This window comes from Sulfolobus sp. B1 (assembly GCF_007050195.1).
Lineage (GTDB): Archaea > Thermoproteota > Thermoprotei_A > Sulfolobales > Sulfolobaceae > Saccharolobus.
In genome coordinates, this window is sequence record NZ_QIMI01000026.1 from 1 (window position 1) to 17344 (window position 17344).

The 17344-nt window shown below is 35.6% G+C and carries 14 protein-coding genes; 8 read left to right on the forward strand and 6 right to left on the reverse strand.

Annotation, left to right across the window (positions count from 1 at the left end; genetic code table 11):
* A partial coding sequence (locus tag DMP16_RS03145) for an Lrp/AsnC family transcriptional regulator (protein WP_143576889.1) occupies positions 1–379 on the forward strand: 379 nt, incomplete at its 5' end.
* A gap of 8 nt (positions 380–387) precedes the next feature.
* On the opposite strand, the gene DMP16_RS03150 is transcribed toward DMP16_RS03145, so the two are convergent.
* Positions 388–1707, reverse strand: coding sequence for an aspartate aminotransferase family protein (locus tag DMP16_RS03150; protein ID WP_143576890.1), 1320 nt, complete (start codon positions 1705–1707; stop codon positions 388–390).
* Between the two features lie 165 nt (positions 1708–1872).
* Between DMP16_RS03150 and DMP16_RS03155 the strand changes: the two genes are divergently transcribed.
* Entirely contained in the window at positions 1873–3330 is a 1458-nt protein-coding gene (locus DMP16_RS03155; RefSeq protein WP_069284388.1) for an APC family permease, read from the forward strand.
* Complete coding sequence (locus DMP16_RS03160; protein WP_069284389.1) at positions 3327–4376, forward strand: sn-glycerol-1-phosphate dehydrogenase; 1050 nt, start codon at positions 3327–3329, stop codon at positions 4374–4376. Before DMP16_RS03155 ends, DMP16_RS03160 begins: the two co-directional genes overlap by 4 nt.
* A 127-nt stretch (positions 4377–4503) precedes the next feature.
* Here DMP16_RS03160 and DMP16_RS03165 read toward each other — a convergent pair whose 3' ends face one another.
* The gene (locus DMP16_RS03165) at positions 4504–6228 is read right to left on the reverse strand and encodes a hydantoinase B/oxoprolinase family protein (protein WP_069284390.1); all 1725 of its coding nucleotides are present in this window, start codon (positions 6226–6228) and stop codon (positions 4504–4506) included.
* Positions 6229–6233: 5 nt separating this feature from the next.
* A complete protein-coding gene (locus DMP16_RS03170) occupies positions 6234–8276 on the reverse strand; it encodes a hydantoinase/oxoprolinase family protein (protein ID WP_069284391.1) in 2043 nt (680 codons plus the stop codon).
* Between the two features lie 137 nt (positions 8277–8413).
* Here DMP16_RS03170 and DMP16_RS03175 point away from each other — a divergent pair, with 137 nt between their 5' ends.
* The 5 genes from DMP16_RS03175 (at position 8414) to DMP16_RS03195 (ending at position 13455) form a co-directional block, all read left to right on the forward strand.
* Positions 8414–8893, forward strand: coding sequence for an Lrp/AsnC family transcriptional regulator (locus tag DMP16_RS03175; protein ID WP_069284392.1), 480 nt, complete (start codon positions 8414–8416; stop codon positions 8891–8893).
* A gap of 192 nt (positions 8894–9085) precedes the next feature.
* On the forward strand, positions 9086–10453 hold the full coding sequence (locus DMP16_RS03180) for a cytosine permease (protein WP_069284393.1): 1368 nt from the start codon (positions 9086–9088) through the stop codon (positions 10451–10453).
* On the forward strand, positions 10450–10839 hold the full coding sequence (locus DMP16_RS03185; RefSeq protein WP_069284394.1) for a hypothetical protein: 390 nt from the start codon (positions 10450–10452) through the stop codon (positions 10837–10839). Before DMP16_RS03180 ends, DMP16_RS03185 begins: the two co-directional genes overlap by 4 nt.
* Positions 10840–10843: 4 nt before the next feature.
* Positions 10844–11920: a DUF917 domain-containing protein gene (locus DMP16_RS03190; protein ID WP_069284395.1), complete on the forward strand. Its 1077-nt coding sequence runs from the start codon at positions 10844–10846 to the stop codon at positions 11918–11920.
* Positions 11911–13455 (forward strand): hydantoinase/oxoprolinase N-terminal domain-containing protein, encoded by a 1545-nt coding sequence (locus DMP16_RS03195; protein WP_069284396.1) that lies wholly within the window; start codon positions 11911–11913, stop codon positions 13453–13455. Before DMP16_RS03190 ends, DMP16_RS03195 begins: the two co-directional genes overlap by 10 nt.
* On the opposite strand, the gene DMP16_RS03200 is transcribed toward DMP16_RS03195, so the two are convergent.
* The 3 genes from DMP16_RS03200 to DMP16_RS03210 form a co-directional block, all read right to left on the reverse strand.
* Positions 13444–14487 (reverse strand): DUF917 domain-containing protein, encoded by a 1044-nt coding sequence (locus tag DMP16_RS03200; protein ID WP_069284397.1) that lies wholly within the window; start codon positions 14485–14487, stop codon positions 13444–13446. The genes DMP16_RS03195 and DMP16_RS03200 overlap by 12 nt on opposite strands.
* Positions 14488–14908: 421 nt before the next feature.
* Entirely contained in the window at positions 14909–15709 is an 801-nt protein-coding gene (locus tag DMP16_RS03205) for a PaaX family transcriptional regulator C-terminal domain-containing protein (protein ID WP_143576891.1), read from the reverse strand.
* Positions 15710–15751: 42 nt separating this feature from the next.
* Positions 15752–17332, reverse strand: a complete 1581-nt coding sequence (locus tag DMP16_RS03210; protein WP_069284399.1) for a benzoate-CoA ligase family protein — start codon at positions 17330–17332, stop codon at positions 15752–15754.
* Positions 17333–17344 lie beyond the last annotated feature (12 nt).

The following is a 17344-nucleotide window of genomic DNA, read 5'->3' on the forward strand; positions in this document are numbered from 1 at the left end:
CCACAATAAAGAAAATTCAATTTATATCAAAACAACCAAATTGTTGTCCACACACAAGGAAGGTATAATAACGGGATATTATACCGGAATAGATGCCAGAAAGCTAGGCTATGATTACCTCGTTATAACTCTTATTAAATCTAGATATGGGAAGGAACATTATGATAATTTAGCAAGAGACCTATCAAGATTGCCGGGAGTCTGGGGAGTATACTTCGTTCTCGGTAACATCGATTTTATAGTCATGGCAAGGTTTAAGGATAGAGATGATTTCATGCAGAATTATTTAAATAAAATAACTACTATTAAGAATATTCAGAGCTCAAACACGCATATAATTCTAAGCATCGCGAAAGAAAATTTCTATGAAGTTTTTTAAGTTAGTTTTTATTTGGTACTTTTTATCACATCTTCAAATTTTTCTAATCCCCTATCTATCAGTAGCTTAGGTATAGTTAGTGGCGCCATATATCTTAGTACATTATCGAACATACCAGCCTTATACATTATTACTCCATTTCTCAGTAACATGTCTATATAAGGTTTGACGCTTATTGGACTTTTGTTCTCATTTGAGAATTCTATACCTATCATGAATCCTAATCCTCTCACTTCGTATTTACCTAGCTTATAACTGTCTTCCATAATTTGATTAAATTGTTTCTTAGTATAATCACCTAATGTTACTACTCTCTCCAAAATATTAGAGGTCATTAGATAATTAAGGGTGGCATTTCCTACAGCCATTCCTATGGGGTTCCCTCTATAAGTGCCTAAATGAAAAGCTTGAGGTAAATTATCGAGATCTTTATTATAAGCCACTAATGAAATTGGTATACCTTCTCCAATACCTTTAGAGATAGTTATAATATCAAGCTTTATCCCTTCCCATTCATATGCCCAAATCTTACCTGTTCTTCCTACTCCCGTCTGAATTTCGTCTACTATTAACAAAACGTTGTGCTCGCTAGCGATTTCTCTTAACCCTTTTAAAAATCCTTTCGGAGGTACAATATATCCGCCTTCTCCTGCTATTGGCTCAACTATTATCCCAGCTACCTCATTATTTTTAATTTCATACTCAACTAATGAAAGAATATCATTTAAACAATCTTTAAACGGACATCTGAATTCATATGGATAGGGTAATCTCAGTACATTAGTATCGTGAAATGGTTGGAATCTTCTATGATTAAGCATATTACTTAGTCCTACAGTAGCTGCTGAAACTCCATGATATGCTTCATTAAATGCTATGATATGCCTTTTACCAGTATTCCATCTGGCTATTTTGATTGCTGCTTCTACTGCATCCGCACCGGTAGTGGTAAATAAGAACTTTGAATCAAAATTTAGCGTCTTTCTTAACGTTTTCATGAATTCTACCCTTATTTCTGAAGGAACTTCCATGTAATGCCATACTTTATCTAATTGCGACTCTACTGCTTTCCTAATTATAGGATTATTATGACCTAAATTAACCACTGCTATTCCCGCGAACCAGTCAATGTAAATATTTCCATCTACATCAATAATCGTAGATCCCTTAGCTTCTTTGATGGCTATTTTAAAATATTTGGGATAATTTAGAGCTGAGGTTTCTAACTCCTCTTGCTGCTTTAAAATTTCTGTTGACTTAGGACCAGGTGGAGTAACTAGTATTCTAGGAGCATCTAGAATACTACTATCTAATATCTCCTCTGTCATAAAATATTGTCTAAAGTATACGGAATAAAAACATTATATTTGATACATTTGTTCATTGTTTAAGTTATTATTACCTCCTATCTTTCGTAAATCATTATTAAATTGCACAAGCGCCATTATCACGCAACAAAAATTTTTATAGTGTTCAAAAGTAACGGATACCATATGACTGAGGAAAACAAGAAGATTGAAGAATATACTCTAAAGAAAGGAGCAGTAGGATTATGGCATGGAGTGTTTCAATCGTTCTCTTTTGTTGCTCCAGCTGGAGATGTAGCCATATTATTAGTAGGAACAGTAGCATTTGCAGAGCAATACACTGCTATATCCGTACTTCTTGCATGGTTGATTTATGGTCTTTTCATGATTACACCTTACGAGTTTTCTAAAATAAAGGCTAACGCTGGAAGTTATTACGCGTATTCTGCAGAAGGGAGTAAATGGTTAGCACCTATCGCCCTATTCTCTTGGATTGGGGAAAATTTGACTGGACCAGCGTTTAGCCTTTTAGGACTGTCTGGATTCATATTCCTATTATCTTCATTATTAAGTTCTATTCCTTTCTTATGGATAGTGTTCTTAATTGCGTTAGCCGTATATATGGGATTATTGCCTTATTTAGGTATAAGACCGTCGTTAAATTACGTCATGTATACGGGGTTTGCAGAAGCAATATTCCTAGTTATCGCATCTATTATAATTGTTATAAGATTAGGTTCAGCGAATACAATAATTCCCTTTACTATTTCGTTACCTTACATTCCCGCAATATTTTTTGGCGCTATTTTCTCGATACTAGATTTCACTGGCTTAGGCACTGTTACAACTATTTCAGAAGAGATGAAGGAATCTAAAAAGACAGTCAAAAAAGCTATAATATACGCATATATACTAGCTGGCATATCATTGATCTTACCAGCTTACGCGTTAACAGTTGGTTGGGGACTTAGTAATATCTCTACTTATGCAACATCACCAGACCCTGGACTGATAGTTTTCCAAAAATTCTTAGGAATAGTAGGATTTGCACTTCTGGCAGCTTTTACAATTAATAGTTATTTATCATACAGTGTGGCTAAAACAAATGCAGTTAGCAGAATATGGTTTTCGGGAGCTAGAGATGGTATAATATTTCCTAAATGGTTAGCATATGTGCATCCAAAATATAAAACTCCATCCCATGCCATACTCGTGTGGTTGAGTCTCGCGGTTGTTATTAGCTTGATATTTGGAATATTATTTGGACCAGTAAACGGAGGATTAGTTTTACTAGATATGGCAGGCGTCTGTATACTTGCTGTTCATGCAGTAACCAACTCAGCACTATCATTATACATAAAGCATACACGTCAAAATTACTCGCCGTTGGATGTAATTAAGTTCTTCCTTGCACCTTCTATAGCAAGTGTATTTTCAGTACTTATTATATATTTTAGCTTACAGTCAGCATTAGCCCAAGCTATAGCTCAACCTACATCTCTGAACTTCGCCTTTTTTGGAGCTACATTAATGGGTGTAATATGGGTACTAATAGGAATTGGTATATCATACTACTATCTGAAGAGAAAGCCAGACATATTGGCGAAGGCTGGAAGCTTTGATGCTGAGAGGGATATAGAATGATCGAATTAAAAAAGATCTCCTCTAATTTGGTAGCGGGCATAGGTTCTTTAAATAAGATAGATCAGTACTTAGAGACTCTTAAATATCCTAAATCCGTTCTAATTCTCACTGGAGAAAATACATACAAGATAGCTGGAAAGGTGGTATATGATAAATTGAATGCTAGTGGATATAAAGTAAATATAAAAATAATAGATATAAAGGGGAATCTAGAAGAAGTTAAACAACTGACCTCTCACGTTAAAGAGAACTTTCCACACGAATTATTAGTAGCTGTTGGTGGAGGGAGTATAGCTGATATAGCTAAATATATATCAAACGAAACCAATTCATTATTAGCGATTATACCTACAACTTTATCTAGTGATGCCTTTTCTACAGGCTACAGTGTTTTCTGGAACGGAAGCCAAAAACAGGCAATAAAGACGAAGGCTCCTAATCTAATAATTGGGGATTATAATGTACTTAAAAATCAACCAAAAAGGTTTATTGCAGCAGGTGTAGGAGACATGATTTCCAAATTGACTGCAATACCAGACTGGAGATTAGCGTTTTGGCTAGCTGAAGAACCATATAACGATTTTGCAGCTAAAATAGCTATTTCAGAAACTAAACTTCTCATAAATAGAATAGACGATATAAGTAATGCAAATTACATAGGGATAAGTACATTGTTTCAAGCAGAAGTCTTAGATGGATATCTTATGGAGATCTCTGGTACAACTAGAGTAGCTGCAGGAGCTGAGCATCTGATCAGTTTCGCATTAGAAAACATTTCTGAAAAAGGTCTACATGGAGAGTATTGTGGAATAGGAACAATAATTGTAAGTTATTTACAACGTGGATATAATTATTCTAAAAGGGTGAGAAAACTTTTGGAAAAAGTTAATGCCCCAGTAACAGCGGATCAGTTAGGTTTAAATAAATCACAATTAGTTAAGGCAATTACTATCGCTAATAAGATGAGGAATTGGTACACGATACTGAGTTATGGTATAAGTGAGGCGTCTGCAGAAAGGCTATTAAGATATACTCATATAATTTAACTAAAAATAATGGAAAAGCCTATCAAAACTTAATATTAGATCACACATTTTTGGAAAAATGATAGTGATTTTTTTTAACAAAAAATATTCAAAATAGTTTTGATGTATAAAAAGATATTAAATAAAATTACTTATTAATCCTTATCTTCTTAGTTTCATCCCAATCAATCTCATAATTACCGTTAACTTCCTTAATTTTTACCTTATAGATTTTTTCTGCGTCCTCAACGCTAATGTACTCATTTAGAACATCGTTTAAAACCAGATAAGGATCTCTCTCCGCTGGATTGCCCCAACCTCCACCCCCACCACTTCTTAAACTTACTTTATCGCCTTTACGAAGTAGTAATGAGGCTACTTTTCTCACTCTCCTAGACTCTTCTCCTCTCTTAAATATCATACAATAATTTGGCGTTCCGTTCATTCCACCTTCAACTCCCCATGTAGTGTACTTTGACCTTCCTATTGAAACTGTGAAGTAGGCCTCTTCGCACATCACTACATAATCCTTGACTATTCCGAATCCTCCCCTGTATTTTCCATGCCCAGTTCCATCACTAACGTTCAATTCTAATCTATCAACTAAGATTGGCATCCTCTTTTCGTACACTTCGGCTGAAGCTATATATGTTTCCCCGTCCCCACTAGCTACTAGCCCGCTCTCCCCATCGGAATTATTACTTGCTCCCCATCCACCTGGTTGTGGTTCCACAATTGCGAAAGGTTCTCCATCTTCCTTCATACCCCCTAGTATGGTTGCGAGAATTGATAAAAAGTGTCCGGCTGGGAGTCTTCCATTAACGTGAGGAGCTAACGCTTTCCATACTAAATCTGTAGCGTATGACATCGACTCCCAATAGGTTGACGTCGGAGCTGGTCTCTTAGGATTAAATATACTACCCTCCGGGGCTATTACTTCTAAAGGTTTGAAATACCCAGCATTAGGTGGAGCATGAGGATCCGTAACTGCCATATATATTTCCCTTACTGCAGAGACTGTTGCAGGTAATGGAGAATTTATTGGTCCTCTAACTTGTTTAGAACTTCCAGTGAAGTCAGCTATAAATTTATCCTCAGTTATTGTAACTTTTACTTTTACATAAACTGGATTATCAGACATTCCATCATCATCTATGTAATCCTCTGCCTCATATACGCCCTTAGGTAGCTCCTTAAGTCTTAACTTACTTAATCTCTCCCCATCTTCTATTAGCTTATCCATTGCCGTTAAAACGTTATCAATACCATACTTCGTAACTAACCTCTCAACTCTCTTATACGCTACTCTCATAGATGCTATCTGTGCTTCCATATCCCCTAATGTAGCATCTGGCATTCTGGAATTGGCCTTTATAATATCAATTACATCTCTGTTGGGTTTTCCCTCCACGAATAGTTTTATGGAAGGTAACTGAAGTCCTTCTTGATATATTTCAGTAGCATCTGATGTCCAACTCCCGAAATGCATTCCACCTATCTCACTCCAATGTCCCTTATTAACGACGAAGCCTAAAAGAATATCCTTATAAAACATCGGCATTATTAGAGCTACGTCGTTTAGGTGGGTTCCTCCATCATAAGGTATGTTAGTAGCTATAATATCACCAGGTTTTATTTCATCCCTCCACTTAGCCATTACGTCTCGTATAGTAAAATCTAATACTCCAGAAAATCCTGGGACACCCGGAGCTTGGACTACAAGACCTCTACCGTACTTATCAGTTATACCTACGGCGAAATCTAACACTTCGTATATCACAGGGTTTCTAGCAGTCCTACTGAAGGCGTAAAACATTTCCTCAGAAGCTACTATTAATCCGTTCTTAATTATTTCTAAAGTAAACTGATCCATTCATATCACCTCGTAATTATTACATTACCATATTCGTCTATTTCTCCTCTTTGCCCCTTAAGTATTATTATCGTTGACGTTGGATCCTCTAATACAGCAGGACCGGGAACTTTATACCTTGTAGGCAACGTAGATTTATCGTAGACTTTGAACTCCTCATATCTGCCATTTATGAATACGTTTCTGGTAGTTTCCTTAACACTATTACCATTTAGCTTACGCTTTAATAACGGAACCTTTCTTGCTTTAATTATTCCATATACACGGAAATTAACAATCTCTATAGGACTATCTGACTTAAAGGAATAAGTTGCTTCATGTTGCAAGTGGAATTTATTTACTATTTCCTTAATTTCCTTATCTCCTAACTCCCCATTCATAACATTAACCTTAACTGTATGTGACTGTCCATAGTATCTCATCTCTGCCTCTCTAAACATCACAACGTCATTTATATTAAATCCCTCTGAGGCAAAGACTTGTAAAATCTTTTTCTCTAATTCATCAAATATACTATTAATTTTATCAATGGCATCTTCTTTATCTATCCTCACCAATTCAGTTTTAACTAAGTCATGCCTAATATCGGCTACTAACATTCCCCATGCAGAAAACACACCAGGCGGTACAAAAGGAACTATAACTTTCTTTATGTCTAATTCTTCAGCTATGAAAGGAGCGAACATTGGTCCAGAACCTCCATATGCTATTAAAGCAAAGTCTCTAGGGTCGTATCCTCTTTGAACAGAAACTAATCTTATTACGTTTACCGCGTTGTTATTCGCCAACTTTAATATGCCTTCAGCCGCTTCATCTACTGAAATTTTATAATGATCAGCTATCTTGCTTATTACCTTCTCTGCCAATTCTTTCATTACTTTCAATTTTCCTCCTAATAGCTCACTAGGATTAAGTAACCCAGTAACAATATATGCGTCAGTGACAGTTGGCTCAGTTCCTCCTCTACCGTAAGCAGCTGGTCCAGGGTATGAACCAGCAGCCTTAGGTCCTACTTTGAGATTATCTATCTCGTCGATCCATGCGATACTTGTACCTCCATTTCCTACCTCTACAATATCTATTGTAGGAACTTTCACGGGATAACCTGGTGAATATGCATTTCTTTCAATATAATAATCAGTTATAATATTGGGCATTAAGTTCTCCACGAGACTAGCCTTAGTAGTAGTACTTCCCCCATCTAATCCTATAATGTTTCTCTCATGAGCCAATTCCCCTATTGCAATAGCCCCTATTATACCTGCTACTGGACCGGACTCTAATGTGGTAATAGGAAAGTCCATAGCGAAATCGAAGGTCGCCATCCCACCATTAGAGAGCATAGAGTAGTATTTACCTTTAAACCCTCTTTTATCTATCTCTGTTTTAAGTTTTTTTAGATAATTGCTCATCTTAGGCTTAATGTAGGCGTTAAGCACTGCTGTATTAGTCCTCTCGTATTCTCCCCATTCCCTGGTAATCTCGTGAGAAAGAGTAATAAACGCATTATCCCCTATAATTTCTTTTAATACTTCCTTAGCTTTCAATTCATGAGTAGGATTAACATATGAGTTGATGAAGGATATCGCAATGGATTCCACACCTTTTTTTATAAGGTAATCAGCTACTATTTTCAATTCTTCAATGTTTAAAGGAGTTATTATCTCCCCAGACGATGTTATCCTTTCACTCACTTCTCTTCTTAAATATCTTGGAACGAATGGTTCTGGTTTCCTATACTTGAAATTATACATGTCTCTCCTATTCGCCCTTTGTATTTCAAGAATATCTCTAAATCCCTTGGTAGTAATAAGTCCTACTTTAGCACCTTTTCTTTCTATTATAGTGTTTATAGCTAAGGTCTGACCGTGAATTATCTCCATAGCATTTTTCAAATCAACTTTAGATTCTTCTACTGCTCTTATTACGCCTATGGAAGGATCTTGAGTAGTAGTTTCTACCTTTATCCACTCGAATTCGTCCTTGCTCTGATCATAGTATACTAAGTCTGTGAACGCGCCACCTATGTCTATTCCAATTCTTATCATTATTCAATTGGATATCTATACAAATTTAAGGATTTGTTTTCTAAAGTTTAATAATACATAGTCCTTTGAACTACTAAACCCATTCAAAGGACTATGGGTAAAAGATTTTTATTATAAAAAAATATAGTTGGCATGAAATGGCAAAGAAATGGGAGGATATCCTTTCTAAATATCTTGACGAAAAGGATATCAAGATTTTGAAAATATTAAATAAGAACGCTAACATATCAGATGCTAAGATTGCTAGAGAAATAGGATTATCAAAAACTACTGTTAGAATGAGGAGGCTAAGATTGGAAAATAAGCAAATCTTAAGAGTGGTAGGAGTTATAGTTCTTCAAAATTTAGGTGTGCCTTATGCTGACATACTCGTGAAACTAAAGAATGTGAAGGAACTAAGAGAAAACTACATTAAGTCTTTGATTTCCAATGAACTAATTTACGAAATAACTGAATATGTAGGGGAGTGGGATCTTCTGGTGAGAGTTTTTCATTCCGATCCAGTTCAGTTAAAGGGGGAGATTTTAACTATAATCAACCACGATGCTGTTATGGATTATAAGATAAATTTTGCTATAAGATCCCATAAGGCGTGGGGTGCTACGATTTTACAGTAAAAACAATTTTCGTATTATACTAATATAAAAATTTTTCGTATATCTAGTAGTCTAAAGTAATTGTATACCATAGCCCATTATTGCAAGGTAACATTGAAACATAACCTTATATATAGCTGAATATTTTGAAAAGTAAATTTATCGCTAAATAACGTGTAAAAATTTATTATTATTACTAAGTTAACATAGAGTATGGGAGGAAAGGAAAGTAGAGAGGTAAGTTCCAGGTTCGATGATTATTCCCTAGAAGAGGTACCTAAGCACTCTAGATATGGATTTTATAACATGTTCCTAGTGTTCGCTTCTGTTTACGGGGCTATCGCTGTAATATGGGCTGGAGGAGCGTTAGGATATGGTTTAACATTCAGTCAAGCAATGATGGCAGTATTAGGTGGTACTTTAGTTCTAACCATTTTAGGAGGGCTAGCTGCTGCCATAGGTTCCTATAGTGGACTTTCAACCTATGTATTATGGAGATTTCCTCTAGGTAGATGGGGAGGAAAGATTGCCGGATTTTTATTGATAACAGTAACTACTGGAATTGGGTGGTATGCTGTTGAAACGTGGTTATTCGGCATAGTTATGAGCGAAATATTTCCTCACAATCCGTTCTTTTCAGTTGGTTTCGCAGCAATTTGGGGAGGCATAATAATGATCATTATGACATATATAGGATATAGAATGTTATCGTTCTTAAGCTATTTCACTATTCCCTTCCATATATGGTTAATTGCGATAGGTATTGCTATAGTTATCGCACTAAAAGGTGGATTTTCCGCTGTCATGTCTGCTGTACCAACCTCACACATGAGTTTATTAGATGGAATATCAGCCACTGTAGGATTATATAGCGCGGGAACTATAATATCTCCAGACATAGCTAGGTTTGGTAAAACCGCAAAAGATGCTAGTATGGCGTGGGTAGCTCATATTATTTTCCTATATCCGTTCTTGATATTAGGTGGAGTAGCAATGGTTCTGGTAACTGGTACATATTTAGTTACTAACGCTATGTTGGAGTTAGGTATGGGAGCTGGAGTCTTGCTAATTATAATATTTGGTCAATTCATAATAAATACGGATAACTTGTATAGTGGATCATTATCTCTTGTTAACTTATATCCAATGAGAAGAGAGTTAGCATCAGTAATTAATGGCGTAATAGGAACTGCTGTAGCAGCATACGTAGGATTCACTGCAGGTTCGTCTATAACTCCTTTCGAGAATTTCATAACTATATTAGGAAACATTCTTCCACCTATGGGAGGTATAGCTATTGCTGACTTCTTCATCGTAAGAAGGTACTTAAAAGGAGTTAAAGACCCACATGAGAGGTATAAGTTTAAGCCTGGGAACGCTTACTATAATCTTAATATTGCTGGTATAGTAGCATTAGGATTAGGTGCACTAGTAGGATTTTTAGTTCCCTATGGTATAGCTGCAATAAACGCGTTAATAACTGGTTTCCTAGCATATATTTTAATATACTACGTTTTTAAGTCACTAGGAAAAAGTCCAGAGATCTTACCATACACTTATCAAGGTGGTAGATTATCATGAACTTAAACAATTTATTCACATACTACTTAATAGTAAACTTCTTAATGAGCATAGCATACATTAGCCTATATATAGCAGATATAGCTTATTTTGTCAAAATTTACAATTTGACATATGGCGTTCTTGTCTTGTTTTTATGCATTTGGGGTGTTATAAGATATCTCAGAAACAATAACATGGAGGATAAGACAAGAGCTGGAGTTCAGTTCTCATGGCTAATTGTTTCCTTCGCACTTGGTTATATCTCAATAATTTATGCCCCAGTCCTATATACTACACCTTCTATAGTGGCTATAGAAAGCTTAATGTCAATAATTCAAGCAGTATGGGGAGCATCATTATTATATCTCGCTTATAGAAGAGGATATTCGATAATAAAGGTGTGACTTGATGGAAACATACTATGTAAGAGCTTCGGACGTAAATAATTTAGTGACTGGCGCTGCTTTCTTAGGTACTGGCGGGGGAGGAGATCCTTATATAGGGGGTTTAATGCTTAAGAAAGCCATAGAGAGAAGGGGACCAGTAGAAGTGATAAGAAGTATCAAAGGTAGTAACGCCCATATAGTAGGAAGTGCAATGATGGGTGCTCCAATAGTTATGATCGAGAAGGTACCAAGTGGAGATGAGGCTCATAAAGCACTTAAAATGTACTCAGAACTTACCGGTAGAAAAGTTGAATACATTACTCCTCTGGAAATAGGTGGAGTGAATTCAACTATCCCTCTTATAGTTGCTTCAACTTTAGGTTTACCAGTGTTGGATGGAGATGGAATGGGAAGAGCGTTTCCAGAACTCCAGATGACTACGTTTTATTTTTACGGAGTAGATCCATCACCGGTAGTAGTTCTGGATGAAAGGGGAAACGTTTCAGTAGTTGAAGGAATAGACGGTGTATGGGCTGAAAAGATAGCCAGAGTGATAACTCTGAGATATGGTGGGGCAGCATACATATCCCTTTATGGAACCACATTAGACATGTATAATAAAACAGCAGTCTTAAATACCTTATCATTAGCGCTAAATATAGGGGAATTGTTAAATCAGTCTAAGTTTAATGAAGTATTAGATTACTTAAAGGCTAGAATATTATTTAAGGGAAAAGTCGTTGACGTTATTAGAAGAATAGAGAAAGGATTTTCGAGAGGTTTTGTCATAATAGAAGGAATGGAGGAGTACTCTAATAGATCCTTAAAAATAGATTTTCAAAATGAGTTCTTAGTTGCAACTCTTAAAAACAATGTGTTAGTTACAGTTCCAGATCTAATAACAGTCTTAGATGTGTTCACCTTTAAGCCAATAACAACTGATAGGATCAAATACGGTCAAAAGGTCTTAGTTGTGGGAATCCCGGCTCACGAAAGGCTAAGAACAAAAGAGGCATTAAAATATATAGGACCGAGAGCTTTTGGATATAGTATAGATTATAATCCAATAGAGAAGAGGGAGGAATTAACATGGCTATAAAAATTGGTGTAGATATAGGTAGTACGCACACTGATGCAGTAGCACTAGAAGGAAGAAATTTAATATATGCGACAAAAGTAGAAACCACACCAGATCTCACAGAGGGATTGCTTAACGCCATAACTGAGGTTATAAATAACCTTGGAGAGAAGAAAAATGAGATTAAAGCTTTAATGATAGGAACTACTCACGGATTAAATGCAATACATCAAGCTAAAAGACTAAATAGAGTAGCTGTTATAAGGATAGGTTTACCTGCTGGAGAGGGCGTACCACCTCTTACGGAATGGCCAGAAAGGCTTAGATCCTTCGTTACTAGCGTATATTCAGTAAGGGGAGGGCATGAATATACTGGAGAAGAGATAGTGCCTCTCGACGAAAGCAAAATATATCAAATAGCTAGTGAAATAAATGGGAAAGTTGATAGCGTAGCAATAACGTCAATATTTTCCATCGTTAATCCAGAGCATGAGAATAGAGTTAAGGATATTTTAATAAAGGAAGGAATAAGCGTACCAATAACGTTATCACATCAAATAGGAGGCATAGGCCTTATAGAAAGAGAAAACGCTACAATACTTAACTCATTGATCCTAAACATTTTCGATAATTTAATACAAATTTTACAATCCCTTCTGCACAAACTCGGTTTAGAAAATGTAGAGCTTTATTTTGCTCAAAACGATGGTACTATCGCTTCTGCTCAATTCATTAGAAAATTTCCAATATTTACAGTAGCGGGACCAGTTTCAAATAGCATAAGAGGAGCTCATTTGCTAACGGGAATAACAGACGCTATTGTTATGGATGTTGGAGGAACAACAACTAATGTTGGAGTTCTCTATAAGGGATATCCAAGGGAATCAGCTAGTCCAGTTGAGATAGCTGGTATAAGGACGAATTTTAGGATGCCAGACATATTCACTTTAGCACTAGGTGGAGGAACAGTCATAAAAGGAGAAGAAATAGGGCCAGAAAGCGTGGGTTTCATGCTTACTAAAAGAGGATTATCTTGGGGAGGGGATACGTTAACCGCTACTGACGTTTCGATGGTAGTTAAGGGAATCAAAATTGAAGGATCTAATCCAGAACTTATAAGGGATAGATACCAAATAGAGTACCTTAAGAAAATCTATAGTAAGATGTTAGAATCTTGGGAGAACGCCATTGACATGATGAAAACTTCTAAGGAGGACGTAATAGTAATAGGAGTAGGAGGAGGGAGCATTATGTTACCTGAAACTTTGAAAGGTTCTTCCAAACTGGTAATTCCTAAAAATGCTCAATACGCTAATGCTATTGGGTGTACCCTTACTAAAGTCGGAGCTACGATAGAGAGAACCTTCTCGTATGATCAGACCAGTAGAGATACTGCAATTAAATCATTAATAGAAGAAGCTAAGAAGACCGCGATATCTGCTGGAGCTATCGATACAACAATAGAAGTTAGGGAAATTGAGGAGTTGCAAATGCCGTATTTACCGGGTAATGCAATAAAGGTAAGTGTGAAAGTCGTAGGAGAATTAAAGATTTGACAATTTTTTATATTCGTTTAATATACTTTTTGAAATTACCTCTTCACCACCTACCTCTCTCCATTTTGATGAAACTGGAATTCCGATAACTCTAACCCTAATACCATATTTAATCATATCTGATGTAATTATCTTATTTTTGTAATCCACTAGATTTATTATATTTGGTGCAATTGAAATAATGTTATTATTGACTTCAAACAATAAGTATTCATTCTTAACATATAACTTAGCCATATAGTCTTTATACTCCTCTAAACCTTCAATCGTTACTATAGCTGAGTTGAAACCTGGTAGATTAATTCTTCTCACATCGACAACTTTCCCGTGAAAGAGTATTCTACCTTTGACGAAATCTAACATGGAATCCAATCCTTCTGTATTCAATATTTTGCCAATATCTATGCTCAACGAAATACTTCCTAATATTGCACTCTTAATATAACTCTCTCCGTTCATAGGATAAATTGCAATATAACCTCTTCCTCCAAACCTAACAGTTATGCTTCTAGCGATTTTTTCAGCATAATAGTTATCAACTGAGTCCAAAATTACTTGATTACCCCTCTCATCAACTATACACATTGGCGTGGCATTGATACCGTAAAAGTGCGAAGTAGTCATGTAAAGTTCCGGAAAAGCTCTTCCCTCTAAATCTCCATCAACTAAAGGCTTATTGGCTAATAATGAAGCTATAAAAGGTACTACAGAGTTTATACCACCTATCTCTATTGATGTAATCTTGGACGCTTCCCTTTTGAGAAATTTAGATAAACACTCGTAAGCTTTAAAATATTCTGTCCCAGCTGGTATTTTTTCTATACCTACCCATGGAGATCCCATACCTCCTACTCCAATAATGAAATCGTTGTCAGCTATTCCCTGTTCATAATATAGCTCGTGTCTATTGAGTTCTTTCATTTTTGTCTTTAATATTTCATATCCCAGAAACGGATTACCTCCTCCTCCAGAACCTAAAACTGAACTACCAATTGCTAAATAATATATATCTCTTTCAGAAACCTTATACATCTTCTTAACCAAGTTAGAATTGCCAGAACTTATTTAAAAAGTCACCTAAAATATAAAGAGATAATTTGTTTTTAAGAATGGATAGGACTGTTAATATATCTAGAAATATTCTTACGATTTTAGATAGAAATTATAACGAAAATTATATAGAAAGAAATAAGTAGTTTTGCTATTCCTATTAAATAATTAGTTAAATATTTAGATCCTTATGAGGTATGGGTAAACCAGCATATTCATCTAAAAACTTTATAAAAGCTTAATCCGCAAACAAGTAAGCACTTTGCATATTTTAACGTTATAATACGTATATTTTATAAACATAATGGGGAATTTATGATAAGAATTTCACAACGGCTTTGTTTTATATAACGATTTAGTCGTTATTAAGCAATACTCTTTCCTTATTAACGTTAAAGATGGATTAAGGTTCATAAACTGAGTAAAAGAACTTATCAGCCTTAGGCGTTAACTTTTTCCTTAATTCTATGAACAAGTCATATGCTTTATATCCCTTCCAATCATCGGGCAATAGATCTTCTGGCAAGTCTGGGTCTATGTTCAAAAATTTCCTATATTCATGTACGAGATTTATTCTAGTTATGAAAGCTTCACTTTCACTTAATCCTTCAACTTCTATGGAAGACCACTTCTCTATGAACTTCTCATATTCCTTTTCTATCTCACTCAAATTCCAACACTTTTTCACAATTGACTTAGGATCTCCAAGGTATTCTGAGAGGAACACATCTATTTGTCCTTCTTTATTTGTAGAATTATTAATCTCTTCAACGAATTTTAACACAATATTTTCCATAGGATTTGGAGAAATCCACGTAGATTGAGTTAGCATACCAAAGCCTAACCATCTCAGCTCTTTCCTCAACTTATCCCTTAACTCCCTATTACCCTCTGGAATATTATACACAACTATCCTCCACTTTCCATCCCATTTCTTCCTTGCCTTCTCATATACCCTCTTAGTCCCCTCACTTAACCTAAGCATTCCCTTTTGTGATAATTTATAACTGATCTTTTTATTTTTCACATCTTTTATCGTTATCACTAGACCCCTTTTCTTCATCCTATGCATACCAGCTCTTACAGCACCTTCACTGAACCCAAATTCTTTAAATATTCTTATCAAACTCTTAAGACTTATACTATCTCCTACATCTTTAATATAATCTCCATAAATTGTGAAAAACAAGGATTGAATCTTCATACTATCACAATAAATGAAATAGACTTAAAAAACCTACTTCATTTAAACCTTATATTCACCTAATCTAAACTTATACCTCTGTATCTTACCCGTCGCAGTCTTAGGAATTTCTGAAACAAACCTTATCTCCTTAGGAACCTTATAGTGGTCCAACCTTTGCCTCAGATAATTTCTTATATCTTCAGCTAACTTCTCATCAGCTTTATACCCTTGTCTTAAAACTACAAAGGCTATAACTTTAGTTAATCCAACTTCATCTGGCACTCCAACTACAGCTGCTTCTGAAACAGCTGGATGTGTTAAAAGTTCTGCCTCAACTTCTATGGGAGATATCCATAATCCAGAGGATTTTATCATATCATCAGATCTGCCTACATAATAATAGTATCCATTCTCGTCTCTATAGAACTTATCTCCACTCCTAAACCAAACTCCTACCATGTTCTTCCTAGTACTCTCATAATCCCTCCAGTAAAACATCGCAACACTATCACCCTTAACGTATAGATCTCCCACTGTATTAGGAGGGACTTCTTTACCGTCTTCATCCACTATCTTCACCTCGTAGCCTGGGACAACTTTGCCAGTACATCCCGGTTTGGATTCTCCAGGAAAGTTAGAAATGTAAATGTGTAACGCCTCTGTTGATCCTATTCCATCCAGAATTTCTAACCCATACCTCTCCTTCCATTTAGTGTAAATAACTGGAGGTAGAGGTTCCCCAGCGGTAACGCAAAATCTTAAACTACTTAAATCGTAATTCTTCCAGTCCTCAACTTGTAATAAAGCGTTATAAAGTGTCGGTACACCAAAGAAGATAGTTGGTTTATACTTGTGTATAACCTCTAACACTTTCTTAGGCTCTACCCTATGGGGGTATAAAATAACAGATGCTCCATTATCAAAGGCGAAATATGAACCGTTACCAAGTCCATATGCGAAGAAGAGTTTTGAAGCACTGAATAATCTATCCTTCTCATTAACTTTAAGGACGTTTTTAACATAAGTGTTAAGGACTACTAATATATCTTTATGTAAGTGAACTGCTGCCTTAGGATGTCCAGTTGTGCCAGAAGTATATAACCAAAAAGCCATATCGTTAGGTGAAGTACTCTCAGCTTCTAAACTATTACTTTGATTAGAGGTTATTTCACGATATGATATTACTTTTAACGCATTAGGTCCTTCAGATAAATTTTTAACATCCTTTATAACGGGTAAGGTTATCACATACTTTAACCTTTTAGGTTTAATAACTTCTGATAATTTAACCCAAATGTCCTGCTCTACTACTAATACCTTAGCCTCAGTATCCTCTATATGGAAGTTATACTCATCTGGTCTAAGGTAGGTATTTATTGGGACTGGGATAGCTCCTATCTTCATTGAGCCATAGAACGTTGATATAAAATAAGGAGAATCGTAACCTATCATCAATACTCTATTTTCCTTTTCTATCCCTAATTCCCTTAGTGCGTTTCCAAACTTGTTTATCTCCTCAACTACCCTCTTATACGTCCACGTCTCACCCTCATAGTATATTGCTATTCTTTGATCATCTTTTTCCCATTTCGAAAATAGATAATCCGTTATATTTAAAACTTTGCCATACTTGCTTGACATTTATATTAAACT